Raw genomic sequence first — 26,816 nt, 5'->3', positions numbered from 1 at the left:
TCACGTCCGTCCTGCGCGATGCAGGCGGGAAGGGGAGTCTTATGGAACCAACGGCCACGGCGCCCAAGCCGAACCAGCGCACGCGGCGCTTGTCCGTCGGCGGCGTGCCTCTCGGCGGCGGCGCCCCGTGCGTCGTGCAGTCGATGCTCAACGCTCCTGCGACCGACGTCGAGGCCAACCTCCGTCAGATCGCCGGCCTCCAGGCCGTCGGCTGCGAGGTCGTGCGCATGGCGATCCCGCGGCGTTCCTGTCTGGACGCCTTCGAGGAGGTATGCCGCAAAAGCCCTCTTCCCATCGTCGCCGACGTCCATTTCGATGCGGGGATCGCCATCGAGGCCGCCCGTCGCGGCGCGGCCAAGCTGCGCATCAATCCAGGTAACATCGGATCGTGGGAAAAGACCGACGCCGTCATCGATGCGGCTCGCGCGGCCCGCATCCCCATCCGCATCGGCGTGAACGCGGGGTCGCTCGACGACGCCCTGAAGGCGCGGACCGACCTGACGCTTCCCGAGAAGATGGCCGCGTCTGTCAAGGAATACGTGCGTCATTTCGAGGACCGCGGCTTCGGCGACATCGTCGTGTCCGCCAAGGCGCACGACGTCATGACCACGGTGCGCGCCTATCGCGTGCTCGCGCGGGAAATTCCCGAGATCCCCCTGCATATCGGCATCACCGAGGCCGGGACGCTGCTTCAGGGCGTGGTCAAGTCCGCCAGCGGCCTGGGCATCCTGCTCGAAGAAGGCATCGGCGACACGATGCGCATCTCGCTGACCGACGAGCCGACGGCCGAGGTCCGCGCCTGCTGGATGCTGCTTTCGGCTCTTGATCTGCGCCGTCGCGGCCCCGAGATCATCAGCTGCCCCACCTGCGGGCGCTGCCAGGTCGATATGATCCCTATCGCCAAGGCGATCGAGGAGCGCCTGGCCACGTCGGCGAAGCCTCTCAAGGTCGCCGTCATGGGCTGCGTGGTGAACGGCCCGGGCGAGGCCGAGGGCGCCGATATCGGCGTGGCTTCCGGCGCGGGCGCGGGCGTCATCTTCAAGGGCGGCTCCACCTTGCGCAAGGTCGATGAAGGCGATATCGTCGAGACCCTCATGGAAGAGATCGACAAGCTCTGACGGGCGTCGCGGCCCGGCGCGCAGGCCTCCTCGTGCGTGCACGCGGCCCGGACCGTGCGCACGGCGCGGCGTCCATTCCGAACGAACGGGGCCCGACGGCCCCGAATCCGACCGACGAGACGAGAAAGACCGGACGATGAATTCATTTCGCACACGCACCCTGCTTCGCATGAGCGAGCTGTATATGCCTACGATCAAGGAGGATCCGGCGGATGCCGACGTCACGTCGGCGAAGCTGCTCTATCGCGCGGGCATGCTGCGCAAGGAGGCATCGGGGCTGTATTCGTTTCTGCCCCTGGGGATGCGCGTGCTCAACAAGCTCGAGGCCATCATCCGCGAGGAGATGGATTCCCACGGCGCCCAGGAGATCCTGATGCCGTTCGTGCAGTCGTCCGATCTCTGGCGCGAAAGCGGCCGCTGGGGGGCGTACGGCGAAGAGATGCTGCGCATGGCCGACCGCCACGGCAACGAGTTCTGCCTCGGGCCGACGCATGAGGAGGTCGTGACCGACCTGGTCAAAAACGAGCTGCGCAGCTACAAGGACCTTCCGCGCAACCTCTATCAGATCCAGCTCAAGTTCCGCGACGAGCGCAGGCCCCGCTTCGGGCTTCTGCGCAGCCGCGAATTCATCATGAAGGACGCCTACAGCTTCGATGCCGACCGCGAGGGGCTCGACGCGAGCTACGAACGCATGCGCGAGGCCTACGAGAACGTCTGCGACCGCATGGGGCTCGAATACCGCATCGTCGTGGCCGATGCGGGCCAGATCGGCGGAGACGGCGGCACCGAGGAGTTCATGGTGCTCGCCGACAACGGCGAGGCCGAGCTCGTCTATTGCGACTGCGGCTATGCGGCCGACGTCGAGGCCGCCGCCTGCACGCCTGCTCCCGTGCCGTACGTGCGCGCGAAGGAGGGCATGCCCGCAGGCGATGTGCGGGAAAAGGTCGCTACGCCGGGCGTCCATACGATCGACGAGCTGGCGGCGTTTCTGGGCATTCCCGCCGCCGCCTGCATGAAGGCGTTTTCGGGCAAGGACGGCGAAGGCGCCGTCTGGGTGCTCTTCGTTCCCGGCGACTACGAGGTCAACGAAGATAAGGCGTCGAACCTCCTCGGAGGCTTCGCGCCCCTCGCCGACGACGAGATGAAGGACGCGGGACTCGTCAAGGGGTCCATGGGACCGGTCGGCCTGCCGGCAGGCGTGAAGGTCGCGGCCGATGCGAGCCTTAAGGGCATCGAGCGTTGGGTCGTCGGCGCGAACGAGGACGGGTTCCACTTCGTCGGCGCCGCCCAAGGCGACGACTTCAAGGTCGATGCCTGGGGCGATCTGTGCACCGTGCGCGAAGGGGACGCGTGCCCGCAGTGCGGTTCGCCCCTGCGCAGCGCACGCGGCATCGAGGTCGGCCAGATCTTCAAGCTCGGCGACAAATATTCCCGCGCCATGGGCGCCACGTTCATGGATGCCGACGGCTCGGAGAAGCCGTTCATCATGGGATGCTACGGCATCGGCGTGTCTCGCGCGATGGCTGCGGCCGTCGAGCAGCGCAACGACGAGCACGGCATCATCTGGCCCGCCGCCATCGCGCCGGCCCATGTCGCCGTCATTCCCCTGTCGCCGAAACCCGACGAGGTCACGGCCGCGGCCGAGGAGCTTGCGGGCGCGCTGGCCGATGCGGGCCTCGAGGTGGTCATCGACGACCGCGACGAACGCGCGGGCGTGAAGTTCAACGACAACGACCTGATCGGCTGGCCGGTTCAGGTGGTCGTCGGCAAGCGCGGGCTGAAGGAGGGCGTGGTCGAGGTCAAGGACCGCGCGACGGGCGAGAAGGAATCGGTGGCTCTCGATCAGGTCCTTTCCGCCGTCGAGCGGGTCCTTTCCTAGGGGCGCGGGCCCGCGTCGAGCGCGCGTTCGCACGGACGGACGCCCGACGCGGGCGAACGCATGCGTTTCGAGCCTTCCGTGCGCAGCGCTTCGGCACGGCGCTCGGGAATACGATGTCGACGAATCTCGAACGGGGATGCCGAGGATGGAATTGCTTGCGCCGGCAGGCGGCTGGGAACAGCTTGAATGCGCGGTCGCGTTCGGCGCCGACGCGGTGTATCTGGCCACGCCGCGCTACAGCATGCGCCATCGCGCCGACAACTTCGCCGAAGCGGACATTCCGCGCGCCGTCGCCTTCGCTCATGCGCATGGCGCGGCGGTGCACGTCACGGTCAACACCATCATGTCCGACGCGGATACCGACGATCTGCCTCGCTATTTCGCGATGCTGGCCGACGCGGGCGTCGATGCGTTCATCGTCGCCGATGCGGGAGCCATCGCCATCGCCCGCGAAGCGGCTCCGCGCGTCGCCATCCATCTGTCCACGCAGGCCTCCGTCATGAACGCCGCCGCGGCGCGCCTGTACGCCTCGCTCGGCGTGACGCGCATCGTCGTCGCGCGCGAGATGGGCCTTTCGGCCATCGCCGAGATGCGTCGGCGCCTGCCCCAGGGCATGCAGATCGAGGCGTTCGCGCACGGATCGATGTGCATGGCCTATTCGGGACGTTGTCTGATCAGCGATTATCTTGTCGGCGACGGACGCGGCGCCAACAAGGGCAACTGCGCGCAGCCATGCCGATGGGGATATACGCTCGTGGAGCGCACGCGTCCCGGGCAGTCGTTCGACATCGAGGAGGAACTGCCGGCAGCGGGCGGCGTCGACGCGTCCGCCCCTGCCGAGTCGTTCATCATGAGCTCGAACGACATGTGCATGCTCGAGCACCTCGACGACCTTGCGGCCGCCGGCGTCGACAGCATCAAGATCGAGGGCCGCGCCAAGGGCGCCTATTACGTCGCCGCGGTCGTGAACGCCTACCGTCATGTGCTCGACGGCGAACCTGCGTCCGTGTGGGCTTCCGAGCTCGAGACCGTGAGCCACAGGCCCTATTCCACGGGGTTCTACTACGGCGATCCGGGTCAGAACGCCGTATCGGACCAGTACGTGCGGGCCTACCGCATGGTGGCGCGCGTCGCGGGGATCGATGCGGCCGCATTCGGGACCGGTCGGATTCCGTCTGCCGATGCATCCGGCGGCCCGGGCGCCGGATGCATCGGTTCCGAGCGCGCGTCCGCCGCAGCGCGAGGCGATACGCGCGCGTCCGGCACGCGAGCCTCTCTCGTCTGCCGCAACCGGTTTGCCGAAGGCGACGTCGTCGAAGCCCTGCGTCCGACAGCTCCGATCGAATCGTTCGAGGTGAAAGACCTCGTATGGCATGCCCCTCCCGATTTCGACCTGACCGACGTGCGCCGCGATGCGCCCGATTCCATCCTCGGCCCCGACCCTGCGCGTCCGGGCGGGCATCTCGTCAAGGTCGATGTGGCGAACCGCACGATGGAGCGCTATTCGTGCTCCGCGTCCGTGCGCCTTTCGCCGGGCGATATCCTCCGTACGAAGGCGTAGGCGAAACGACCCCGAAACGCATGTCATTCAGGGCCAACGGATTCTCTGCATATAGTAAGATTGGGGCCGCAAGGTATGACGGCGGCATCGAAGGCCGCCGTCTCTGACGAAAGATAGGAGCCAGCCATGGGTCAGAAGGCCGAGGAGACGCTCGACATCTCATTCGACGAGTTCTCCAATTACCTGCGCGCCCACACGCGCATCTTCATGGACGTCGAGGGCGGGTCGTACTACCTGACCCATACCGACGGGTATTGGCGAGCTCAGGATTGCGCGGTCATGAACGACAAAGGCCATTTCACCGACTGTTCGGACCTCGTTCCCACGTTGAGCGAATTCCTAGGTCTCACCTGGCTTGACGGAAAGAAGATAGAAGACGTCTTCGACGAATCGACGTTCTATAAGAGCATCCAGGATTAACCGTCGCGCCCGTTTCGGCGCTTCGCAGAGGATCGAGACGCGGAAGGCGGGCCCGAGGGTCCGCCTTCCCGGTTTCTGCCGACGCCCACGTGCGTGCAATGTTCGACACGCAGGGAAAATCGTGTATCCTGACAATCCTTCAAACTTCGTCGCGGCCTGCGTTCGCCCTGCCCGCCGCACGATGTGCACGCACGCGCATGGCATGAATCGGAGGGTTCATCGTGAAATTGGTCGTAACCGAGAAGAACGACGCGGCCCAGCAAATATCGTTGCTGCTCGGAGGCACGCGCCCGAAAGCCGACAAGGTCTATAGCACGCCGGTCTACCGTCTGACGGTGGACGGCGAGGAATGGGTCTGCATCGGCCTGCGCGGCCATATCCTCGAACCCGATTTCGTCCCTTCGATCGTCTACAAGAAGTCCAAAGGCTGGCAGGCCGTCACGGCCGACGGCGAGGTCTTCCCGACCACGCTGCCCGCGCATCTTCCGAAGCCTCCGTTCAAGACCAAGCGCAAGCCCTTCACGGCCGACGGCGTGGCGCTCAACACCTGGAAGATGGACACGCTCCCGTATCTCACCTACGCGCCCATCGAGAAGCTTCCCAAGGAAAAGGACATCATCCGCAGCCTGAAGAACCTCGCCAAGAAGGCCGACGAGATCATCATCGCCACCGACTTCGACCGCGAAGGCGAGCTCATCGGATCCGACGCCTTGAGCTGCATCCAAGAGGTCAACCCCGACGCCCCCGTCGCGCGCGCCCGCTATTCCGCGTTCACGAAGCCCGAGATCGAGCATGCCTTCTCGCACCTCGTCCCGCTCGACGTGAACCTCGCGCAAGCGGGAGAGAGCCGTCAGGACATCGATCTGATCTGGGGCGCCGTGCTCACGCGCTTTCTGACCATCGTGAAGTTCGCGGGGTATGGCAACGTGCGCTCGTCCGGTCGCGTCCAGACGCCGACCCTCGCGCTCATCGTCGCCCGGGAACGCGAGCGCATGGCATTCGTGCCCGAGGATTACTGGGTGGTGAAAGGCCTGTTCGCCGATGGGGCGGATGAGTTCGAAGCCACGTACGCGCAGAAGCGCATCTCGGACAAGGCCCAAGCCGATGCCGTCATGGCGCATGTCGAGGGCGTCGATTCCGCCCGGGTGTCGGCGATCGAGAAACGTCGGCGCACCATCGCCCCGCCGGCCCCGTTCAACACGACGAGCCTGATGGCCGCCGCCGCCAACGAGGGCTTGTCGCCCGCGCGCACGATGCGCCTCGCCGAGAGCCTCTACATGGCCGGCATCATCAGCTATCCGCGCGTCGACAACACGGTCTATCCCGATTCGCTCGACCTGGCCGATGTCGTCCGCGTCCTCTCGAAGGTCCCGGCATACGCCCCGTACTGCCAGAAGCTCCTGTCCAAGGGCGCGCTTTCCGCCACGCGCGGCAAGCAGGAGACCACCGACCATCCGCCCATCTACCCGACGGCGCCGGCCGATCCCGACTCGCTCGATCCTGCCCAGTGGAAGCTCTACAACCTGATCGCCCGCCGTTTCCTCGCCACGCTCTCCGAGTCCGCCATCACCGAGAACACGAAGGTCACGTTCGACGTGAACTCCGAGCCGTTCGACACGAGCGGCGTCATCACGCAGAAGCCGGGCTTCAGGGCCATCTATCCGTACGGCCGCAAGAAGGATGTCCAGCTCCCGCCTCTCGAGCAGGGGCAGACGGTCGATTTCAAAGGCGCGGCCTGCGAGAAGAAACAGACCCAGCCGCCGGCGCGCTATTCCCAGGGCGTGCTCATCCAGGAGATGGAGAAGCTCGGGCTCGGCACCAAGGCCACGCGCGCGTCCATGATCGAGCGCCTGTACCAGGTGAAGTACATCCAGAACGATCCGATCGAGCCGAGCCAGCTCGGCATCGCGGTCTGCGACGCGTTGGGCAAGTTCGCGCCTCAGATCACGAGCCCCGACATGACGGCCACGCTCGAAGAGGACATGAACAGGATCGCCGAGGGCGAAAAGACCCGGCAGGATGTCGTCGACCTCTCGCGCGATATCCTGAACGACGTCCTCCGCGAGCTTCTGCCGCACCAGGAAGAAGTCAAGGACGCGCTCGCCGACGCGGTCGCTGCGGACGCATACGTGGGCCCGTGCCCCAAGTGCGGACGCGACCTGCAGATCCGCGCATCCAACAAGACGCATTCCATGTTCATCGGCTGCGCGGGATGGCCGGAATGCGACGTCACGTATCCGCTGCCCAAGGGCAAGATCGAATCGATGGAGGAGCGCTGCCCGACCTGCGGCATGCCCCAGATCAAGGTCACGGCCTTCCGCTCCAAGCCGCGCGTCCAGTGCATCGACCCGAGCTGCCCGACCAACGTCGAGCCCGATCTCGTGGTCGGGACGTGCCCGGCCTGCGCCGCGAAGGGCCTGGACAAGAAGCTCGTCGCCACGAAGAACCCTCGCACGCTCAAGCGCTTCATCCGCTGCGAGAACTACGAGGAATGCGAGACGAGCTATCCGCTCCCCGCGACGGGCAAGCTGACGGCGACCGACGAGGCCTGCCCGGATTGCGGGGCCCCTCTGGTCGTCGTCACTACGGCGCGCGGCCCCTGGAAGCTCTGCCCCAACTTCGGCTGCCCCGGCAAGGAGGAGAAGGCGAAGGCATCGGGCGCGCGCAAGGGCGCGGCCAAGGGCGGGGCCAAGGCCAAGGGCCGCGCACGCGCGCGATCGGCGTCGAAGGCGAAGTAGCCTTCGGCCCTCGCGACGGCGAAACGCATTTGGCCAACGCGAAGGCGAGGGCGGCTATGGCGCTTCGGTCCGCGCGGCAGCGAAACGCATCCATTCCCGATGCGACGATGCCCAAGGTCTCGGCTTCGGTCCGCGCAGCGGCGAAACGCATGGCGACCAGGTGGAGCAGGTTGTGTGGAGACGCGCTCGTCCCTTGCACGACCTGCTTTTCGCATCTATAATGCTCGGTTGCGTCTGGTTCTGTATGGATACACCCGGGCGCGTGGGCAACTCGGAGCCGTAGATCTGCACCTCCCATATGCAGGTCAAGCGACAATCGGGTCCCACGAACGCGAAGATGGCTTTCGGTGTGCGTCGGGTTCCGGCGTGCGATGGGAAGCCGAAGAAAGGAAAGACATGGGAGTCAAGCAGTACAAGCCGACCAGCCCCGGCCGTCGCTTCCAGATGGTCTCTGACTTCGCAGAGATCACGACCAGCACGCCGGAGAAGTCGCTGCTTGCGCCTCTGCCCAAGAAGGCAGGGCGCAACAACTACGGCCGCATCACCACCCGCCATCAGGGCGGCGGCAACAAGCGCCGTTACCGCATCATCGACTTCAAGCGCAGGAAGGACGGCGTGCCCGCCAAGGTCGCCACGATCGAATACGATCCGAACCGTTCCGCCCGCATCGCCCTTCTGCACTACGCGGACGGCGAGAAGCGCTACATCCTTCACCCGAAGGGCCTGAAGGTCGGCGATACCATCACCTCCGGAACCGGTTCCGACATCAAGCCCGGCAACGCGCTCGCGCTCGCCGACATCCCCGTCGGCACGCTCATCCACGCCGTCGAGCTCCAGCCCGGCCGCGGCGCCGCGCTCGCCCGTTCCGCAGGCACTTCCATTCAGCTCATGGGCAAGGAAGGCAACTACGCCATCCTCCGCATGCCCTCTTCCGAGATGCGTCGCGTTCTCCTTACCTGCCGCGCCACCATCGGAGAGGTCGGCAACGCCGAGCACTCCAACATCAAGATCGGCAAGGCCGGCCGCAACCGCTGGAAGGGCATCCGCCCGACCGTCCGCGGCACCGTCATGAATCCTGTCGACCACCCGCACGGCGGTGGCGAAGGCAAGAACAAGACCGCAGGCCGCCATCCTGTCAGCCCGTGGGGCGTGCCTACCAAGGGCCATCGCACCCGCAACGCCAAGAAGGCTTCGAGCCGCCTGATCATCCGTCGCCGCAAGAAGTAGCGCGCGACGTTACGTTAAGGAGAGAACGTGAGCAGAAGTTTGAAGAAGGGTCCTTTCGTCGAACCGCGTCTCCTTGGCCGCATCCAGGCCATGAACGCCTCCGGCGAGAAAAACGTCATCAAAACGTGGTCCCGCGCCTCCACCATCTTCCCCGAGATGGTCGGGCATACGATCGCCGTCCACGACGGCCGCAAGCATGTCCCCGTATACATCACCGAATCCATGGTCGGTCACAAGCTGGGCGAATTCGCCCCGACCCGCACCTTCCGTGGCCATGTCAAGAAGACGAAATAAAGGAGGTAAGCACTCATGGAAGCAAGAGCCACTGCTAAGTACGTGCGTGTGAGCCCCCGCAAGGCCCGCATCGTCGTCGACCAGGTCCGCGGCAAGGATATCCCGCGTGCGCGCGAAATCGTCGCGTTTTCCGAGCGCGCCATCGCCGAGACCGTCGGCAAGGTCATCGACTCCGCCGTCGCCAACGCCGTGAACAACCACGGCATGAGCGACAAGAATCTCTTCATCAAGGCCGCCTTCGTCGACGAAGGCCCCACGATGAAGCGCTTCCGCCCCCGCGCGAAGGGCTCCGCGTCGCCGATCCGCAAGCGGACCAGCCACATCACCGTCATCGTCGCACCCCGAGAGGAGGCATAATCGCATGGGCCAGAAAGTAATGCCCACCGGCTTCCGCCTCGGTATCACCGAAGACTGGCGCAGCCGCTGGTACGCCGATAAGGATTACGCCAAGACCCTCGAGAACGACCTCGCCATCCGTCGTTTCCTCGAGAAGAAGCTCGCCCGCGCCGCCGTCTCCAAGATCGAGATCGAGCGCGCCGGCGACAAGACCAAGATCATCGTCACGACCGCCCGCCCCGGCGTCGTGATCGGCAAGAAGGGCGCCGAGATCGACGCGCTCCGCAAGGAGGTCGCGAAGGTCGCCACCGGCCAGGTCAACATCGAAGTCATCGAGGTCAAGCGCCCCGAGCTCGATGCCACGCTGGTCGCCCGCTCCATCGCCGAGCAGCTCGAAGGCCGCGTCGCCTTCCGCCGCGCGATGCGCAAGGCCGTCCAGTCCGCCCGCAAGAGCGGCGCGCTCGGCATCCGCATCCAGTGCTCCGGCCGTCTGGGCGGCGCCGAGATGAGCCGTCGCGAGTGGTACCGCGAAGGCCGCGTGCCTCTGCACACCCTGCGCGCCAAGATCGACTACGGCTTCACCACCGCCTCCACGACGATGGGCTCCATCGGCGTGAAGGTCTGGATCTACCATGGCGAAATGCTGCCGGGCGGCAAGGTTCCCCAGCCGGCCCTCGAGGGCAGCTCGCGCCCGAGCCGCGGCCGCCGTGGCGACCGCAACGAAAGGGGTGCTAAATAATGCTAGCTCCTAAACGCGTGAAGCACCGCAAGGTGCAGCGCGGCTCCATGAAGGGCAAGGCCAAGGGCGGCACCAGGCTCAACCACGGCGAATACGGCATCCAGGCGCTCGAAGCCCACTGGATCACCAACCGCCAGATCGAAGCCGCGCGTATCGCCATGACCCGAGAGATGAAGCGTGGCGGCAAGGTCTGGATCACCATCTTCCCGGACAAGCCGATCACCCAGAAGCCCGCCGAGACCCGCATGGGTTCCGGCAAAGGCAACCCCGAGGGTTGGGTCGCCGTCGTGAAGCCCGGCCGCATCATGTTCGAGATCGGCGGCGTCGAGGACGAGGTCGCGCGCGAAGCGCTCCGCCTCGCCATCAACAAGCTGCCCATCAAGTGCAAGATCGTGACCAAGGAAACGGAGGCTGCTGAATAATGAAGGCTGCAGAAGTTCGTGAGCTTTCCTCCGACGACCTGACGTCGAAGCTCAAGGAGGCCCGCGCCGAGCTGTTCAACCTGCGTTTCCAGATGGCAACCAGCCAGTTGGACAATACGGCTCGCGTGAAGCAGGTCAAGAAGGACATCGCGCGCATTCAGACCGAAATGCGCGCTCGTGAGATCGCCGCTGCCGGCGCGTCGAAATAAGGATGAGTGGGATCGATGAGTGAAGAAACCCGTAACTCCCGCAAGGTCCGTCAGGGCGTTGTGGTAAGCGCGGTCAATGACAAGACCATCGTCGTGAAGGTCGAGTCGCGCAAGCCGCACCCCGTGTACGGCAAGATGATGACGACCACCAAGAAGTTCCATGCCCATGACGAGCGGAACGAATGCGGCGTCGGCGATACCGTCGAGATCATGGAGACGCGTCCTCTGTCCAAGATGAAGCGCTGGCGTCTCGTCCGCATCATCGAGAAGGCCAAATAGTTCGCGCCCTCTGCGTGATCTAGTATCGGAAGGATTTCACAATGATTCAGATGCAAACCATGCTGAACGTTGCGGACAACTCCGGCGCTCGCAAGGTGCAGTGCATCAAGGTCCTCGGCGGCTCCAAGCGCCGCTACGCTGGCCTGGGTGACGTCATCATCTGCAGCGTCAAGGAAGCTTCTCCCAACGGCTCGGTCAAGAAGGGCGAAGTCGTCCGCTGCGTCGTCGTGCGCGTCAAGAAGCAGATCCGCCGCAAGGACGGCAGCTACATCCGCTTCGACGAGAACGCCGCCGTGCTCATCGGCCAGGACGGCGCCCCTCGCGGCACCCGTATCTTCGGGCCCGTCGCACGCGAACTGCGCGACAAGAAGTACATGAAGATCGTGTCTCTGGCACCTGAGACGCTGTAGGGGAGGTGCACAGGATATGAACAGCATGCGTATTCGCAAGGGCGACAAGGTCGTCGTCATAGCGGGCAAGGACAAGGGCAAGGAAGGCGTCGTTCTCCGTGCCATCCCGACCAGGCAGCGCGTCGTGGTCGAAGGCTGCGGCATGGTCAAGAAGGCCGTCCGCCCCACCCAGCAGAACCCCCAGGGCGGCATCACGCGCGTCGAGGCCCCCATCCACGTGTCCAACGTGATGCTCGTCTGCCCGAAGACCGGCAAGCCGACCCGCATCGGCATCCGCCGCGATGAAAACGGCAAGCGCATCCGCGTCAGCAAGGCAGGCAACTGCGATATCGACTAGTTCGATCGCGTAATCGTCGGGGCCGAACCGTTCGGCCCCGTTCCATGGCCCCTGCCGGCATCCGGCATGGGACGCAGGGTCGGCAATCCTGCGTTTAATTCATCGAAAAGGAGAATGTGCGATGACTGCACCTCGTCTGAAGGAAAAGTACCGGTCCGAGATCGTTCCTCAGCTTGAGAAGGAACTCTCGATCGACAACATCAACGAAGTCCCGCGCCTCGACAAGATCGTCATCAACATGGGCGTCGGCGAAGCCGCTTCCGATTCCAAGCAGCTCGATGCCGCGATGAACGATCTGCGCGTCATCAGCGGCCAGCAGCCCTGCGTGACCCGCGCCAAGAAGTCCATCGCGAGCTTCCATATCCGCCAGGGCATGGCCATCGGCTGCAAGGTCACGCTCCGCGGCGACCGCATGTGGGAATTCCTCGATCGCCTGCTGGCCCTCGCCCTTCCTCGCGTCCGCGACTTCCGCGGCGTTTCTCCGAAGAGCTTCGACGGCCGCGGCAACTACAGCCTCGGCATCACCGACCAGATGATCTTCCCTGAGATCGAGTACGACAAGGTCGATCGTACCCGCGGCATGGACATCGCGTTCGTGACCACCGCGGAAACCGATGAAGAAGCCAAGGCGCTTCTCAGCGCGCTCGGATTCCCTTTCAAGAAGTAGTACACTTCCCACTCAACATGCTTCGAACGGCGGCTTCGCACGAAGCCGCCCGACAAGTAAGGAAAGAAGGAGAGAATGGCAAAAAAGTCGATGATCGCCAAAGCGAAGCGCGAGCCTAAGTTCTCGACGCGCGCGTATACGCGCTGCACCCGCTGCGGACGCCCCCATTCGGTGTACCGCAAGTTCGGACTGTGCCGCGTCTGCCTGCGCGAGCTCGCTCTCAAAGGCGAACTCCCCGGCGTGACCAAGGCTTCCTGGTAGAAGGCAAACGTCACGGTCGGTGTGCCTGCCGGTAAGGCGTATGCGTCACGGGCGCCCTTGCGTACCTCCGGCTTGCTCATCACGAGTCAAAGGAGAAACCCCACATGACTATGAACGATCCCATCGCAGATATGCTTACGCGCGTGCGCAACGCGAACGCTGTCTGCAAGCCGACGGTTTCCATGCCGTCTTCCAAGAAGCTCGTCGAAATCGCCCGCATCATGACCGAGGAAGGCTATGTGCAGGGCTTCGACATCATCGAAAGCCAGCCGCGCGACATCCTCGAGATCACGATGAAGTACGGCGAGAAGAAGGCCAAGGTCATCCGCGGCATCAAGCGCATCTCCAAGCCCGGCCTGCGCATCTATGCCGGCAAGGACGAGCTGCCCCGCGTTCTCGGCGGTCTGGGCACGGCCATCGTATCCACCTCCAAGGGCGTCATGACCGACCGCGATGCGCGCAAGGCGGGCGTCGGCGGCGAAGTCATCGCGTACATCTGGTAAGGAAAGGAAAGGAGCTAGATATGTCCCGTATCGGTAAGCAGCCCATTCCGGTTCCTGCCGGAGTCGAGGTCACCATCAAGAATCGCACGGTCGCCGTCAAAGGCCCCCTCGGCGAGCTCTCCTATGTGCATCCCGAGGCCATCACCGTCGTTCAGGAAGGCGACGAGATCATCGTCACCCGTCCGGACGACGAGCGTCAGAACCGTGCGTACCACGGTCTGGTGCGCGCGCTCATCGCGAACATGGTCGAAGGCGTGACCAAGGGCTTCGAAAAGAGGCTCGAGCTGGTCGGCGTCGGCTATCGCGCCTCCCTCAAGGGCGGCAAGCTCGATCTTCAGCTCGGTTTTTCCCATCCCGTCGTGGTCGAGGCTCCCGAAGGCATCACCTTCGAAGTGCCCGATCAGACGCACATCGTCGTGCGCGGCATCGACAAGCAGAGGGTCGGCGAGACCGCGGCCATCGTCCGCAAGTGGCGCAAGCCCGAGCCGTACAAGGGCAAGGGCATCCGCTACGAGGGCGAGCATGTCCGCCGCAAGGAAGGCAAAGCCGGCAAGGCCGAGAAATAGCCGCGTGAAGGGATTTTGAGATGAACAAGCTTCAGAAGAAACAAGCTGGGCTGGCGCGTCGCCACCGTCGCGTGCGCGGCAAGGTCTCCGGCACCGCCGCACGTCCTCGCCTCTGCGTCACCCGCTCCAACTCCAACATCTATGTCCAGTTCGTCGACGACGTTGCTGGCAAGACTCTCTACGGCGAGGGCACCCTCGGCGCAGACTTCAAGGCCACCGGCAAGTCCGGCGCGAACGTCGAGGGCGCGTCCGCCCTGGGCGGCATCGTCGGCAAGAAGGCTCTCGAGAAAGGCATCACCGAGATCGTCTTCGACCGCGGCGGCAACCTCTATCACGGTCGCGTCAAGGCTCTCGCCGACGGCGCCCGCGAAGCCGGCCTGAAGTTCTAAGAAAGGGTAGCTTAGATGACTCCTCGTAAAGAAGAAAAGAATCAGAGCGCTGTTCCCGAGCTTCAGGAACGCGTCGTCTACATCAACCGCGTGTCGAAGGTCGTCAAGGGCGGCCGCCGCTTCGGCCTGACCGCTTTGGTCGTGGTCGGCGACGGCAACGGCACCGTCGGCGTCGGCATGGGCAAGAGCCAGGAAGTGCCCATCGCCATCCGCAAGGGCATCGAAGACGCGAAGAAGAACCTCTTCACGGTTCCTCTGACCGAAGCCAAGACCCTTCCGCACGAAATCATCGGCGAGTTCGGCGCGGGCCGCGTCCTTCTCAAGCCCGCCACCCCCGGTACCGGCGTCATCGCCGGCGGCCCGGTGCGTGCGGTCATGGAGCTCGCAGGCGTCCAGGACGTCCTCACCAAGTCCCTCGGCACCGACAACGCGATGAACGTCGTCAAGGCGGCCGCCGAAGGCCTTAAGATGATGTCGTCCGCGACCGAGACGGCCGAGCGCCGCAACATCACCGTGGGCAAGATCTACGGCTGGTCCGAAAAGAAGGAGGCGTAAGGGCTCATGGCAGACGCTACGAAGACTCTGCGCATCAAGCAGATCAAGTCGTCCATCGGCTACAAGTACGACCAGGGGCAGACGCTTCGCTCCCTGGGCCTCGGCAAGATCAACCGCGTGGTCGAGCAGAAGGACACGCCGGTCATCCGCGGCATGATCTTCAAGGTCAAGCATCTCGTCGAAGTCGAAGAGATCTAAACCTCCTCGCACGGCGAACGCAAAGCCCGCTTCGGCGGGCTTTTTTCTTTTCCCGTGTTCTTCGGTGCGGCAGACGGACATTTTGTGTATCATGTACAAGCTTATGCGGCTGGGCGGCATATCGCGCCCGAAGGTCGCATGCCTATGAAGTTGGCCAGCGAGCGAGCTGCTGGCTGAAACGGAGGATTTCCTCCGTTGAGAAAAGCGAAAGGAAGCTTTGCATGGAACTCAAGGATCTCAGGCCTGCTGCAGGCTCTCGTAAGAACCGCAAGCGCGTCGGCCGCGGCCCCGCGTCGGGCACCGGCAAGACCGCCGGTCGCGGCATGAACGGCCAGAAGTCCCGCGCGGGCGGCGGCAAGGGCGCCGGCTTCGAAGGCGGCCAGACCCCTCTGGCGATGCGCCTGCCGAAGCTGGGCGGTTTCCGCAACATCAACCGCGTGGAGTATCTGCCCGTCAACGTTTCCCGCATCGAAGAGAAGTTCGAGGCCGGCGACGTCGTCGATCACGACGCCCTCGTCGCGAAGGGCATCATCAAGAAGAACACCGCCCTCGTCAAGGTTCTCGGCGACGGCGACATCACCAAGGCCGTCACGGTTAAGGTGGACAAGGTTTCCGCCAGCGCTGCCGCCAAGATCGAAGCGGCCGGAGGAAAGGTTGAACCGCTTTGCTAAAGACTCTCGTTGATGCATTCAAGGTGCCGGATCTGCGCAACAAGATCCTGTTCACCTTGGCCATCTTGGCGCTGTACCGCTTCGGTGCGTTCGTGCCGGTGCCGGGCATCCCCTTCAACGAGTTCGCGAATTCGTTCACCAGCGGGGGAGGCGTCGGCATGTCGATGCTCGACCTCTTCACCGGCGGCGCGCTTTCGCATTTCTCGGTCTTCTCGCTCGGCATCATGCCGTACATCACGGCATCGATCATCATGCAGCTCATGCAGGGCGTCATCCCGAGCGTGGGCCGCTGGGCGAAGGAAGGCGAGACCGGCCGTCGCAAGATCACCCAGGTCACGCGTTTCATGACGCTCGGTCTCGGCCTCATCAACGCCGTCGGCTACCTATTCCTCTTCAAGAGCAGTGCCTATGGCGTCGTCTTCACGACCGAGATCCCCGAAATCGTCACCGACCTGATCGTCATCGTCACGCTGGTCGTCGGCACTGCGTTCATCATGTGGATGGGCGAGCTCATCACCCAGCGCGGCGTCGGCAACGGCATGTCGCTCATCATCTTCACGTCGATCATCTCGCGCCTGCCTGCCGCGATCGCGAGCAGCATCAACACCGAGGGCGACTTCGGCATGGGCCTTGCGGTCACGATCCTGATCATCGCCGTCGTGGCGCTCACCATCCCGGCGATCGTCTTCGTCGAGCGCGCCCAGCGCCGCATCCCGGTCAACTACGCCAAGCGCGTCCAGGGCCGTCGCATGATGGGCGGGCAGTCCACCTACATTCCCTTCAAGGTGAATGCGGCGGGCGTCATCCCCATCATCTTCGCAAGCGCCCTGATCTACTTTCCGGCGCAGATCGCGGCCCTGCTCAACGTCAGCTGGCTGACGTCGTTCGCCAACTCGCTCAGCACCGGTCCGGTCAACTGGGTCCTGACTATGATCCTGATCGTCTTCTTCGCGTACTTCTACACGTCGATGGTGTTCAACCCCGACGAGATGAGCGAGAACCTGCGCAAGCAGGGCGGCTTCATCCCGGGCATCCGCCCCGGCAAGGCCACGACCGACTACATCCACGACGTCCTGCGCCGCGTCACGCTGCCGGGCGGCATCTTCATCGGCCTGATCGCCGTCGTGCCGGCCATCCTGTTCTATTTCACGGACAACCAGCTGATCCAGGCGTTCGGCGGCACGTCGATCCTCATCATGATCGGCGTCGCGCTCGATACGATGAGCAAGGTGGAATCGCAGCTCAAGATGCACAACTACGAAGGCTTCTTCAAGTAGGCCGCCCTCGTGCTACAGCTCGCTTTCGCGTTGCGCGCACGCGCCCGTCTCTTCGGAGGCGGGCGCTTTTCGTTTCGGGTATCATGCGGAATGCTGCGGGTGATCCATGCATGCGCGCAGGACCTGTCGGAATGGCGCGCAGGCGCTCCGTGCGTGCGCCTTGCCGGGATGCGGCGGGTAGGATGTGCCGCGCTGCGGATTGCGCGGATCATGCGCTCGCGCGATACCGGGACGAATCCCTCCGCGGGCGATGTCGTCGATCGAAAGGGGAGACGGTGCTTTCAGGAAAGACCATAGTCGTCGGCGTCTCGGGCAGCATCTCTGCCTACAAGGCCGCCGACCTGACGTCTCGCCTCGTGAAGCTCGGATGCGACGTGCGCGTGCTCATGACCGATGCCGCCGCGCGCTTCATATCCGATCTGACGCTTGAGGTGCTGTCCCGCCACCATGTGGTCGTGGGGGCTGCGACCGGGCGCGAATCCGTCCTTGATGCGCTCGCACGTGAGGCCGATCTCATGATCGTCGCTCCGGCTTCGGCCAATACCGTCGCGCATCTCGCGCACGCCGTCGATGCCGGCTGCGTGTCGTACGTCGCATCGCGCATGGAACGTGCGCGCGTGCTGGTCGCCCCGGCCATGAACGTGCACATGTACCGCAACGCCGCGACGCAGGCGAACCTCGATGCGCTCGCATCGAGAGACATTGTGGTCATTCCTCCCGCCTCGGGCATGCTCGCCTGCGGAGATGAGGGCGAAGGGAAGCTTCCCTTGGTCGACGAGCTCGTCGACTGGGCGGTGCGCGCGAGCGTGCGCGTGAAAGACCTTGCCGGCATGCGCATCGTCGTGTCCGCCGGGCCGACCCGCGAAGCGCTCGACCCGGTGCGCTTCCTGACCAATCGTTCGACCGGTCGCATGGGATACGCCATTGCGCGGCAGGCGATGCTGCGCGGCGCCGACGTCACGCTCGTGAGCGGCCCCGTCGACATTCCGGCCCCGCGCTTCGTGGAGGTCGTCGGCGTTGAAAGCGCAGCCGATATGTTCGAAGCCGTGACGTCGCGCGCGTCCGAGGCCGACGCCGTCATCATGGCCGCCGCCGTCGCCGACTATCGTCCCGCGACGCGCAGCGCGTCGAAGATCAAGAAGAAGGACGGCGATCTGTCGTTGCCGCTCGAACGCACGCAGGACATCCTGGCCTGGCTCGGCGCGCATCGCACGCCGAGGACGCGTCTATGCGGCTTCTCGATGGAAACCGACGACGTCCTTGAGAATTCCCGCGCGAAGCTCGTGCGCAAGGGCGTGGACATGATCGCGGCGAACAGCCTGCGCGAGACGGGTGCGGGTTTCGGGACGCCGACCAACCGCCTGACGCTCATCACGGCGCAGCGCGAGATCGATCTGCCGATGCTCTCGAAGGACGAAGCCGCGGGCCGTCTTCTCGACGAGCTGTTCTCGCCGGAGTTGGCCGCGAAGGGATGATCTCGGGTGTCAAGCGCCTCTCCGTTTCCACCTCATTCCTGGTGCGCCTCGGCATCGTTTTTCGCGCAGAGGGCATCGCCTAGGGCATGCGAACGGAAGCGCCCGGCATTCAGCTCGAACATGCAGTACGAGAAGGTAGGAACGAACGTGGTCTTCATCGTGGATATCGGCAATACCAACGTGACGCTCGGGCTTATGGAAGGGCGCGGACGCCTGACCTGGCAGCTGCGCATGCCGACCGACAAGCGCCTGACGGTCGAGGAATTCATGGCTGCATTCGAATCGGTCATGGGTCCCCATACGTTCGCGCGCGACGCCATCGAAGGCGCCATCGTCAGCTCGGTCGTGCCGGAGCTCACCGACGCCATGTCCGCGGCCGTCGAAGCCAAGACGGGCGTCCGTCCGCTCATCGTGCATGCGGGTCTTGCGTTGGGAATCGACATCGACATCGACACGCCCGACCGCCTGGGCGTCGATATGATCGCCGATGCCGTGGGCGCCGTGAACGAATACGAAGGGTCGCTCTGCATCTTCGATCTGGGCACGGCGACCACCTGCTCGGTGGTGCGCGCCGATCGCGCCTATATCGGATCGATCATCATGCCGGGCGTCGCCATCTCGCAGAACGCGCTCACGGCCGCGGCGTCGCAGCTTCCCTTCGTCAAGTTCGAGCAGCCGCGCGGGCTCATCGGCCGCACCACGGTCGACAGCATGCGCTCGGGGCTCGTGCACGCGAACGCCGCGATGATCGACGGCCTGGTCGATCGCGTGTCGGATGAGCTGGGCGAATCCGTGACGGCGATACTGACCGGCGGCATCTCCAAGCTTATCGTCCCGGCATGCCGCCGTCCGGTCGTCTACGATGCCGACCTGCTGCTCAAAGGGCTTTGGGATATCTATCGGTTGAACGCGGGGTAGGAGCCGCGAGGCAATCTGTGCGTCGTATCAATCGGCGCGCCGACGCGAACATGCGGCCTGCGCGCTTGATACAATGGACGCACCGTAGCGACAGAAAGGAAGTTCGCGCATGAATATCGTACTGTTGGGCGCGCCGGGTGCCGGCAAGGGCACGCAGGCCGCGAAGCTCGTCGAAGAGTTCGGCACGCCGCACATCTCCACGGGGGACATCCTCCGCGCGGCGGTCAAGAACCAGACCGAACTCGGCAAGAAGGCCAAGTCCTACATGGACGCCGGCGAGCTTGTGCCCGACTCCCTGATCATCGACCTGATGAACGAGCGCCTGCAGGAACCGGATGCCGCCAAGGGCTTCATCCTGGACGGCTTCCCCCGCACAACGGCCCAGGCCGTCTCTCTGGACGCGCTGCTTTCCCAACTCAAGCGTCCGCTCGACGGCGCTCTGCTCGTGGACGTGCCCTTCGACGCCATCGTCGACCGCCTGACCTCGCGTCGTTGCTGCAAAGACTGCGGCGCCATCGGCACCGTGGCCGACGCGTCCTGCCCCAAGTGCGGCGGCGAGATGTACCAGCGCGACGACGACAACGAAGCCACCGTGCGCAACCGCCTGTCCGTCTACGAGCGCAGCACGTCTCCGCTCATCGACTATTACAAAGGCAAGGGCCTGCTTCTGACGGTCGACGGAAACCGTCCGGTCGATACGGTCTATGCCGACGTCAAGGCGCTGCTTGATCTCTAGGCCGCGTCGATGCGTTCGGTCGAGGGCGATCCGAGGTTTCAAGGGTGCGAACCGGTTTCGGTTCGCACCCTTTCATGTCCCGCTCGCGGCGGCGCGCGTCCGAGCGTTTCGCGGATGCGGGTTCCGGTCGCGCGGATCGCGGCCTTCACGGCCGCATCGCTTCATGGCTTCGCCCCGTGCCGGCGTTTTCCAGAACGTTCGTCGATGAAAGAAGGTTCGGATGCGTGATATCGAAAGCCTCGCCGATCTATGGGCGCGTCGCGTGGAAGACCCCGAGCTTGCCCGCGACCTTGCCGGCATGAGGCGGAAATCGTCCGAGGATCTGGCAGATGCCTTCTATCGGGACCTTTCGTTCGGAACGGCCGGGCTGCGCGGCATCCTGGGCGTCGGCACGAATCGCATGAACGTCTATACCGTCGGCCGCGCGACGCAGGGGCTTGCGCGCTACCTGAACGAACGTTTCGACGCGCCGTCGGTCGCCATCGCGCGCGATTCCCGCAACGGGGGAGAAGCCTTCGTCCGCCGCATCGCCGGCGTCCTAGCGGCCAACGGGATCCGCGCGCTCGTGTTCCCGCGCATCGAGCCGACGCCGACGCTTTCCTTCGCGGTGCGCCGTTTGGGCTGCTCTGCAGGCATCAACGTGACGGCGAGCCATAATCCCGCGGCCTATAACGGCTACAAGGTCTACGGCGCGGACGGCTGCCAGATCGCTTCGCAGACCGCATCCGACATCTCCGCAGCCATCGACGCGGTCGATCCCTTCGACGACGTGCGCTGCATGGATCTCGACGATGCCGTGCGCGCGGGCCTCGTCTCGTGGATCGACGATGCGGTCGTGGACGCGTTCATCGATGCCGTCGCCGCGCAGTCGGTCTCCGATGCGCGCGGCCCCTTGAGCGTCGTGTACACGCCCTTGAACGGAACGGGCCTCGAATGCGTCTCGCGCATCCTCGCGCGCATCGGCGTGTCCGACGTGACGCTCGTCGAGGAGCAGGCGGTGCCCGACGGCGATTTCCCGACCTGTCCGTATCCCAATCCCGAGACGCGCGAGGCGCTTGAGCGCGGCCTGGCGCTCTGCGAGGAGACGGGCGCCGACCTGCTGATCGCCACGGACCCGGATGCCGACCGCGTCGGCGTGGCCGTGCGCCATCAGGGTGCGTATCGCCTTATCAGCGGAAACGAGATGGGCATCCTGCTGTTGGACTACCTTGCCCGCGCCCGTCGCGACGCGCAGGGCGGCTTGGACGGATGTGTCGCCGTCACCACGATCGTCTCTACGTCCATGGTCGATGCGCTCGCGCGCGCGTACGGCTTCGAGCTGCGCCGCACGCTGACGGGCTTCAAATACATCGGCCGGCAGATCGGCCTGCTCGAAGCCGCCGGCCGCGCATCCGATTTCCTCTTCGGGTTCGAGGAGAGCTACGGATACCTTGCCGGCACGCACGTGCGCGACAAGGACGCCGTCGTCGCATCGATGCTCATCTGCGAGATGGCGCGCGACTGCCGTGCGCAGGGGCGCACCCTGATCGATGCTCTCGATGGGCTCTATAGCCGCTTCGGCCATGTGCTCAACCGCACGATCTCGGTCGAATTCCCCGGCGCCGACGGCGCGGCGATGATGCGCCGCATCATGGAAGGGTTGCGCGCCTCGGCGCCCACGCGCCTGGGAGGGCTTGCGGTCGAGAAGATCGTGGATTACGCGGCAGGCGCTCCCATGCCGGTCGTGGGCGGGGCGTCATGCGGGGCGGCGTGTGGACGGGAGGGCGAGGACCATGATTTCGGCCATCAGGTCCTGCCCGCCGCCGACGTCATTGAGCTGCGGCTCGAGGCGGGCTGCAAGGTCATCGTGCGTCCGAGCGGCACGGAGCCGAAGGTGAAGGCCTACGTCTTCGCCGCGGCGCCGACGCAGGGCGAGGCGCAGGCCTTGCTCGAGCGCCTGGATTCCGCCGCCCGCATGCTGCTTGCCTGATGAATCTGCGGGCATCTCGCATGACGCGTGCGCGGCATCGGATACCATAGGGACGTATGGACGAAGGAAAGGCATACCCCATGAACGACGGAACGAATCAGGGTTTCGGCATGCCGACGCAGCCGCAGGCCGCAGGGCAGCCTCAGGGTGCGGGTCAGGCGCAAGCCGCCGATCGGCCGCAGTACGGCCAGCCCCAAACCGCAGGCCAGCCTGCCTCATTCCAGCCGCAGGCCTTCCAGCCCTCTCAACAGCCTGGATATGCGCAGCCTCAGGCGGTGCCCGCGGCAGGCTTCGCGGCTCCGGCGGCGCCGGCCGCTCAGGTCGCGGCCGCTCCTGCGAAGCAATCCCATAGCGGGCTGATCGCGCTCGGCATCGTGGCCGCGGCCATCGTGCTCATCTTCGGCATCGGCGCCGCCTCGTGCTCTGCGGCGATAGGCTCGCTTTCGTCCATCGGATCGGCGGGCGACGCCTCGAACCTTTCGACCTACGGCGATTCGGTGGCGGTCATCACGATGAGCGGCACCATCGGATACGACGGCAGCGCCTGCAGCCCCGAGGGCCTGCGTGCGGCGCTCAAGAGCGTCGAAGCCGACGACGATATCAAGGCCGTCGTCCTGCGCGTCAATTCCGGCGGCGGCACGTCCACCGCAGGCGAAGAGATGTCTCAGCTCATCGCTGGTTTCGACAAGCCTATCGTGGTGTCGAGCGCGTCCATCAACTGTTCGGCGGCATACGAGATATCGAGCCAAGCCGACTACATCTACGTCAACCATTCGACGGCCATCGGCGCCATCGGCACGATCATGCAGACCTACGACGCGTCCGAGCTGCTCGATAAGCTCGGCATCAAGGTGAACAGCATCGCATCGGCCGAATCCAAGGATTCGTCGTACGGCACGCGTCCGCTGACCGATGAGGAGCGGGAGTATTACCAGAATCTTGTCAGCCAGATCAACGCCCAGTTCGTGTCTTCGGTTGCCTCGGGGCGAGGCATGAGCGTCGCCCAGGTCCAGGAACTTGCCACGGGCATGGAATTCACCGGCGACGACGCGGTCGCCAACGGCCTTGCCGACGAGATCGGCACCTACGACGACGCGCTCGCGAAGGCTGCGGAGCTTGGCGGCATCAAGGGCGACTTCGATGTCGTGCACGCCGATCCTTCGCGGTCCGACCTGGCGTCGCTGCTCGGCATCTCGGGCTCGACGAAGGTTTCCATCAGCGCGGACGACTTGGCCGCCGCCCTCGCCAAGCTCGACGAGGCGCATACGGTCAGGTAGGGCGCGCCGTTTCGCCCTGGCCTGAGGTCGCCTTTCGGAGGTTGCCGTCAGCCGGCTTCGCATCCCGTCTCGGGCGAAGGCGCTGCCGAACATGCGCGATTCATCGTATCGGCTCACGAATGCATAAGGGGAAGCATCGCATGGACTACGTTTCCGATATCGAATGGCCGCGCCGCGCGGTCGTCACGGCGGGCATGCCGTACGGCAACAAGAAGCTGCATTTCGGCCACGTGGCCGGCGTATTCGTCCCTGCCGACGCCTACGCGCGCTTCCTGCGCGACCGCATCGGGGCCGACGAGGTGCTCTTCGTGTCGGGCACCGACTGCTACGGCTCTCCGATCGACGAGGGCTATCGCAGGGCGTGCGAAGGCTCCGATACGGAGGAGCCTTTCCAAGGCACCATCGTCGACTACGTCCGCCGCAACCATGACGCCCAGAAGGCGACGCTTGACGCGTACGGCATCAGCCTGTCCGTCTACGAGGGGTCGTGTTTGGGCGCGAGCGCCGGCATCCACGAGCGCCTCACCCGGGGCGTCTTCGACCGCCTGCATGCCAACGGGCACCTCATGCGCCGCAGCACGCTGCAGTTCTTCGATCCCGAAGCGGGCGTCTTCTTGAACGGACGCCAGGTGACGGGCCACTGCCCGGTGCAGGGCTGCAGATCCGAGAAGGCCTACGCCGATGAATGCGATCTGGGGCATCAGTTCTCGCCCGAAGAGCTCATCAACCCGATCAGCGCCGTGTCCGGCAAGGCGCCCGAGATGCGTCCGGTCGAGAACTGGTACTTCGACCTGCCGAATTTCCGTGAGCAGATCGCTCGCGTGAACGCCGACAACGCGGCCGATCCCGATGTGCGCGCCGTGGTGTCCAAGGCCGTGGGCGAGTTTCTGGCAGCGCCCGTCATCTACATCAAGAACGAGCTTCAAGACGACTACCGCGCGTTGGCGGACAGCCTGCCCGCGCACGAATTCCACGAGGCCGAGGGCGGCAAGCAATCGTTCACGATCGAATTCGCCTCGATCGACGACCGCGATGCCGCGCGCGATGCGCTCCTGCATGCGGGACTCAAGATCCGCACGGGCAAGACGCTCGTGCCGTTCCGCCTGTCCGGCAATGTGGCCTGGGGCGTTCCCGTTCCCGAGATGGACGGCGTGTCGGGACTCACGTGCTGGTGCTGGCCGGAAAGCCTCTGGGCTCCCGTGAGCTTCTCCATCGCGGCGCTGCTGCACCGGGCCGAGTCGGGCGCGTGCGGAAGCGCGGCGCAGGCCGATCCCGGCGCCTATGCGTGGAGCGCCTTCAAGGATTGGTGGTGCTCAGACGACGCGCAGGTCTATCAGTTCATCGGCCAGGACAACCTGTATTTCTACGGCGTGGTGCAGCCGGCGCTCTGGGCGGCCTTCGAAGAGGGCGACCGCATGGAGGCCTATCCGTCGGGCGACGAGCTGCGCCAGACGCGTCTGATCGCCAACCATCACATCCTGTTCGGCAAGACGAAGGCGTCCAGCTCGGGCGCGACGAAGCCGCCTTCGGCCGACGAACTGCTCGACTGGTACACGGTCGACCAGCTGCGCGCGCACTGGCTCGCGCTCGGCCTGGATCAGAAGTCGGTGGGTTTCAAGCCCAAGCCCTTCGACCCCGACGAGGCCAAGCGCGCCGATCCGCGCGTCGCCGACCCGGTGCTCAAAGAAGGCGCGCTGCTCACGAACGTGTTCAACCGCCTGGCGCGCAGCTGCTTCTACGAGGCGGCCAAGAACTTCGACGGCATGATGCCGCTCGATGCGCCCGCGCCCGACGTGGTGGAGCGCGCACATGCGGCTTTGCATGAATACGAGCGCCTGATGAAGGCCGCATCGCTGCATGCGGTCATGAGCCTCATGGATGAATTCATCCGCGCCGCGCAGAAGCATTGGGCCGACGGCATCCGCGATGCGGAGCATGAGGACGACGATGCGGCGCGCCGCCAGGTGCTTGCCGACAGCTTCTACCTGCTGCGCGTCTGCGCGTTGCTCATGCATCCGGTGGCGCCCGCCGGCTGCGAGATGATCGCCGAATACCTGCAGATCGCGCCTGAGCGCGTGTTCAGCTGGCATGCGCCGTTCGCATCCATGGCCGAGCTCTGCGATGCGGACGAGGCCGCGTCCGGCGCCCATGCCGTCAAGGAGCTGCCGCCGCGCACCGACTTCTTCGGCAAGCATCCGAGCCAGTTCAAATAGGGGCGGCCGCCTTTCTGCGTCGGATGGCCGACATGGCTTCTTCACCGGTCGCCGTGGCGGGTCATGCCCAGGACAGCGGAACGCGCCTGCCTGCGTTCGTCGCGGCCTCCATCTCGTGGCGGTGCGGCTTGTGCGTTTCATGACGGGGAAGGCGTGCGGCGAGAAGCCGCCTTCTCCGCTCTTGCGCCCTGTGGTATCATTCTCAGGCTGTCTCGCCTTGGTCGGAAACCAAGGCATGAAAAGGAGAACCCATCATGAAGCAGGGAATCCACCCCGAATACATGGAGTGCGAAGTCCGTTGCACCTGCGGCAACACCTTCACCACCCGCTCCACCAAGCCCGAGCTGCGCGTTGAGATCTGCAACGCCTGTCACCCGTTCTTCACCGGCACCCAGAAGCTGATCGACACCGGCGGACGCGTCCAGCGCTTCGCGAACAAGTTCGGCAGCGCTTCTTCCGCCGTCGCCGAGCGTGAAGCCGCCCGCAAGGCCGCCAAGGCCGCCGCTGCCGCCGAGGCCGAGGCCAAGAAGAAGGCCGAGCGCGAGGCCAAGGCCGCCGCGAAGGCCGCCCGTGCCGCCGAGTTCGCCAAGAAGGCCGAGGAAGAGGCCGCCAAGGCCGCTGCCGCTGCTGCCGCCGCCGAGGAAGCCGCTCCTGCGGAAGCCGCCGAAGAGGGTGCAGTCGAAGCCGCTCCCGAAGCCGTCGAAGCTCCGGCCGAGGCCACCGAGGCCGCTGCCGAGTAACACGGGTTCGGCTCGCATATATCGCACGAGATAAGACCCGCTTCGGCGGGTCTTTTTCATGCTGTCTCGGGCGGGCGCTTCCTCCTTGCGCTATACTTGCGCGAGCACATGCGTTGACGAAGACAGCGACGCCATGCGGCGCGACACCAGAGAAGAAGCCCCTCGGCTGGAAGGCTTCCGTCGTCGCCCGGCATCGATTCCCTTCCGAGCAGCGCGGCTGAACACGGGGCGCGGTCTTGCAGACCGTGCGGACGTCAAGTAGGCTGCGACGGGCGCTCCCGTCATAGGGCAGACAAGCGGATGCGCACGGCGTTCTCGTCGCCGCGCATCAACCAGGGTGGTACCGCGAGAGCCTCTCTCGTCCTTGGATTCCGGATTCGTCCGGACTCTGAGGCGAGAGAGGCTTTTTTTTGATGGGGCGAACAGGTACGC

Annotated in this window: 30 protein-coding genes; all 30 read left to right on the top strand. The window is 65.0% G+C overall.

The genetic code is table 11. The features are described from left to right. Nucleotides 1-41 precede the first annotated feature (41 nt). The 30 genes from ispG to rpmE all read left to right on the top strand — a co-directional run bounded on the left by ispG (nt 42) and on the right by rpmE (nt 26,384). Nucleotides 42-1,118, top strand: a complete 1,077-nt coding sequence (ispG, locus tag HMPREF1155_RS01505; RefSeq protein WP_009076368.1) for a flavodoxin-dependent (E)-4-hydroxy-3-methylbut-2-enyl-diphosphate synthase — start codon at nt 42-44, stop codon at nt 1,116-1,118. A 136-nt stretch (nt 1,119-1,254) separates the two neighbouring features. After that, nucleotides 1,255-2,997, top strand: a complete 1,743-nt coding sequence (locus tag HMPREF1155_RS01500) for a proline--tRNA ligase (protein WP_009076089.1) — start codon at nt 1,255-1,257, stop codon at nt 2,995-2,997. Between the two features lie 145 nt (nt 2,998-3,142). Continuing rightward, nucleotides 3,143-4,558: a U32 family peptidase gene (locus HMPREF1155_RS01495; protein WP_009076476.1), complete on the top strand. Its 1,416-nt coding sequence runs from the start codon at nt 3,143-3,145 to the stop codon at nt 4,556-4,558. A gap of 126 nt (nt 4,559-4,684) precedes the next feature. Beyond that, nucleotides 4,685-4,978 (top strand): hypothetical protein, encoded by a 294-nt coding sequence (locus HMPREF1155_RS01490; RefSeq protein WP_006363116.1) that lies wholly within the window; start codon nt 4,685-4,687, stop codon nt 4,976-4,978. Nucleotides 4,979-5,199: 221 nt separating this feature from the next. Continuing rightward, nucleotides 5,200-7,716, top strand: a complete 2,517-nt coding sequence (locus HMPREF1155_RS01485; RefSeq protein ID WP_039993093.1) for a DNA topoisomerase I — start codon at nt 5,200-5,202, stop codon at nt 7,714-7,716. A 396-nt stretch (nt 7,717-8,112) separates the two neighbouring features. Then, entirely contained in the window at nt 8,113-8,943 is an 831-nt protein-coding gene (gene rplB, locus HMPREF1155_RS01480; RefSeq protein WP_006363112.1) for a 50S ribosomal protein L2, read from the top strand. 27 nt (nt 8,944-8,970) lie between these two features. Beyond that, on the top strand, nt 8,971-9,237 hold the full coding sequence (gene rpsS, locus HMPREF1155_RS01475) for a 30S ribosomal protein S19 (RefSeq protein ID WP_009076267.1): 267 nt from the start codon (nt 8,971-8,973) through the stop codon (nt 9,235-9,237). Between the two features lie 15 nt (nt 9,238-9,252). Beyond that, complete coding sequence (rplV, locus tag HMPREF1155_RS01470) at nt 9,253-9,594, top strand: 50S ribosomal protein L22 (RefSeq protein WP_006363110.1); 342 nt, start codon at nt 9,253-9,255, stop codon at nt 9,592-9,594. 4 nt (nt 9,595-9,598) lie between these two features. After that, nucleotides 9,599-10,312: a 30S ribosomal protein S3 gene (rpsC, locus tag HMPREF1155_RS01465; protein ID WP_006363109.1), complete on the top strand. Its 714-nt coding sequence runs from the start codon at nt 9,599-9,601 to the stop codon at nt 10,310-10,312. Next, nucleotides 10,312-10,734, top strand: coding sequence for a 50S ribosomal protein L16 (rplP, locus tag HMPREF1155_RS01460; RefSeq protein ID WP_006363108.1), 423 nt, complete (start codon nt 10,312-10,314; stop codon nt 10,732-10,734). Before rpsC ends, rplP begins: the two co-directional genes overlap by 1 nt. Then, on the top strand, nt 10,734-10,943 hold the full coding sequence (rpmC, locus tag HMPREF1155_RS01455; protein WP_006363107.1) for a 50S ribosomal protein L29: 210 nt from the start codon (nt 10,734-10,736) through the stop codon (nt 10,941-10,943). The genes rplP and rpmC overlap by 1 nt, the downstream gene beginning before the upstream one ends. A gap of 15 nt (nt 10,944-10,958) precedes the next feature. Beyond that, the gene (rpsQ, locus tag HMPREF1155_RS01450) at nt 10,959-11,222 is read left to right on the top strand and encodes a 30S ribosomal protein S17 (protein WP_006363106.1); all 264 of its coding nucleotides are present in this window, start codon (nt 10,959-10,961) and stop codon (nt 11,220-11,222) included. A 41-nt stretch (nt 11,223-11,263) separates the two neighbouring features. Then, nucleotides 11,264-11,632: a 50S ribosomal protein L14 gene (gene rplN / locus HMPREF1155_RS01445; protein WP_006363105.1), complete on the top strand. Its 369-nt coding sequence runs from the start codon at nt 11,264-11,266 to the stop codon at nt 11,630-11,632. A 25-nt stretch (nt 11,633-11,657) separates the two neighbouring features. Further along, nucleotides 11,658-11,969: a 50S ribosomal protein L24 gene (gene rplX, locus HMPREF1155_RS01440; protein ID WP_174222067.1), complete on the top strand. Its 312-nt coding sequence runs from the start codon at nt 11,658-11,660 to the stop codon at nt 11,967-11,969. 121 nt (nt 11,970-12,090) lie between these two features. Beyond that, the gene (gene rplE / locus HMPREF1155_RS01435) at nt 12,091-12,636 is read left to right on the top strand and encodes a 50S ribosomal protein L5 (protein ID WP_006363103.1); all 546 of its coding nucleotides are present in this window, start codon (nt 12,091-12,093) and stop codon (nt 12,634-12,636) included. A gap of 75 nt (nt 12,637-12,711) precedes the next feature. Continuing rightward, complete coding sequence (locus tag HMPREF1155_RS01430) at nt 12,712-12,897, top strand: type Z 30S ribosomal protein S14 (protein ID WP_006363102.1); 186 nt, start codon at nt 12,712-12,714, stop codon at nt 12,895-12,897. Nucleotides 12,898-13,001: 104 nt separating this feature from the next. Beyond that, the gene (gene rpsH, locus HMPREF1155_RS01425) at nt 13,002-13,400 is read left to right on the top strand and encodes a 30S ribosomal protein S8 (protein ID WP_009076490.1); all 399 of its coding nucleotides are present in this window, start codon (nt 13,002-13,004) and stop codon (nt 13,398-13,400) included. 20 nt (nt 13,401-13,420) lie between these two features. Further along, on the top strand, nt 13,421-13,966 hold the full coding sequence (gene rplF, locus HMPREF1155_RS01420; RefSeq protein WP_009076110.1) for a 50S ribosomal protein L6: 546 nt from the start codon (nt 13,421-13,423) through the stop codon (nt 13,964-13,966). Nucleotides 13,967-13,986: 20 nt separating this feature from the next. Further along, nucleotides 13,987-14,355: a 50S ribosomal protein L18 gene (gene rplR, locus HMPREF1155_RS01415; protein ID WP_006363099.1), complete on the top strand. Its 369-nt coding sequence runs from the start codon at nt 13,987-13,989 to the stop codon at nt 14,353-14,355. Between the two features lie 15 nt (nt 14,356-14,370). After that, nucleotides 14,371-14,910, top strand: coding sequence for a 30S ribosomal protein S5 (gene rpsE, locus HMPREF1155_RS01410; protein WP_006363098.1), 540 nt, complete (start codon nt 14,371-14,373; stop codon nt 14,908-14,910). Between the two features lie 6 nt (nt 14,911-14,916). Beyond that, a complete protein-coding gene (gene rpmD, locus HMPREF1155_RS01405; protein WP_006363097.1) occupies nt 14,917-15,108 on the top strand; it encodes a 50S ribosomal protein L30 in 192 nt (63 codons plus the stop codon). A gap of 221 nt (nt 15,109-15,329) precedes the next feature. Beyond that, complete coding sequence (rplO, locus tag HMPREF1155_RS01400) at nt 15,330-15,779, top strand: 50S ribosomal protein L15 (protein ID WP_006363096.1); 450 nt, start codon at nt 15,330-15,332, stop codon at nt 15,777-15,779. Then, entirely contained in the window at nt 15,773-17,056 is a 1,284-nt protein-coding gene (secY, locus tag HMPREF1155_RS01395; protein WP_009076300.1) for a preprotein translocase subunit SecY, read from the top strand. The genes rplO and secY overlap by 7 nt, the downstream gene beginning before the upstream one ends. A gap of 275 nt (nt 17,057-17,331) precedes the next feature. After that, nucleotides 17,332-18,531 carry a bifunctional phosphopantothenoylcysteine decarboxylase/phosphopantothenate--cysteine ligase CoaBC gene (coaBC, locus tag HMPREF1155_RS01390; RefSeq protein ID WP_009076447.1) on the top strand — a complete coding sequence of 400 codons (1,200 nt, stop codon included), beginning with the start codon at nt 17,332-17,334 and terminating at the stop codon, nt 18,529-18,531. A gap of 147 nt (nt 18,532-18,678) precedes the next feature. Next, nucleotides 18,679-19,449, top strand: coding sequence for a type III pantothenate kinase (locus HMPREF1155_RS01385; RefSeq protein WP_039993144.1), 771 nt, complete (start codon nt 18,679-18,681; stop codon nt 19,447-19,449). A gap of 109 nt (nt 19,450-19,558) precedes the next feature. Beyond that, nucleotides 19,559-20,185, top strand: coding sequence for an adenylate kinase (locus HMPREF1155_RS01380; protein WP_006363092.1), 627 nt, complete (start codon nt 19,559-19,561; stop codon nt 20,183-20,185). 220 nt (nt 20,186-20,405) lie between these two features. Then, nucleotides 20,406-22,154 (top strand): phospho-sugar mutase, encoded by a 1,749-nt coding sequence (locus HMPREF1155_RS01370; RefSeq protein WP_009076236.1) that lies wholly within the window; start codon nt 20,406-20,408, stop codon nt 22,152-22,154. A 56-nt stretch (nt 22,155-22,210) separates the two neighbouring features. Beyond that, complete coding sequence (sppA, locus tag HMPREF1155_RS01365) at nt 22,211-23,431, top strand: signal peptide peptidase SppA (RefSeq protein WP_009076423.1); 1,221 nt, start codon at nt 22,211-22,213, stop codon at nt 23,429-23,431. A gap of 140 nt (nt 23,432-23,571) precedes the next feature. Continuing rightward, entirely contained in the window at nt 23,572-25,644 is a 2,073-nt protein-coding gene (locus HMPREF1155_RS01360) for a class I tRNA ligase family protein (protein ID WP_009076602.1), read from the top strand. A gap of 254 nt (nt 25,645-25,898) precedes the next feature. Continuing rightward, nucleotides 25,899-26,384, top strand: coding sequence for a 50S ribosomal protein L31 (gene rpmE / locus HMPREF1155_RS01355; protein ID WP_009076211.1), 486 nt, complete (start codon nt 25,899-25,901; stop codon nt 26,382-26,384). Nucleotides 26,385-26,816 lie beyond the last annotated feature (432 nt).

It is taken from the genome of Slackia sp. CM382 (assembly GCF_000293015.1).
In the GTDB taxonomy this organism is placed as follows: Bacteria; Actinomycetota; Coriobacteriia; order Coriobacteriales; family Eggerthellaceae; genus Slackia; species Slackia exigua.
This window is presented reverse-complemented; position numbering and strand designations above follow the sequence as displayed.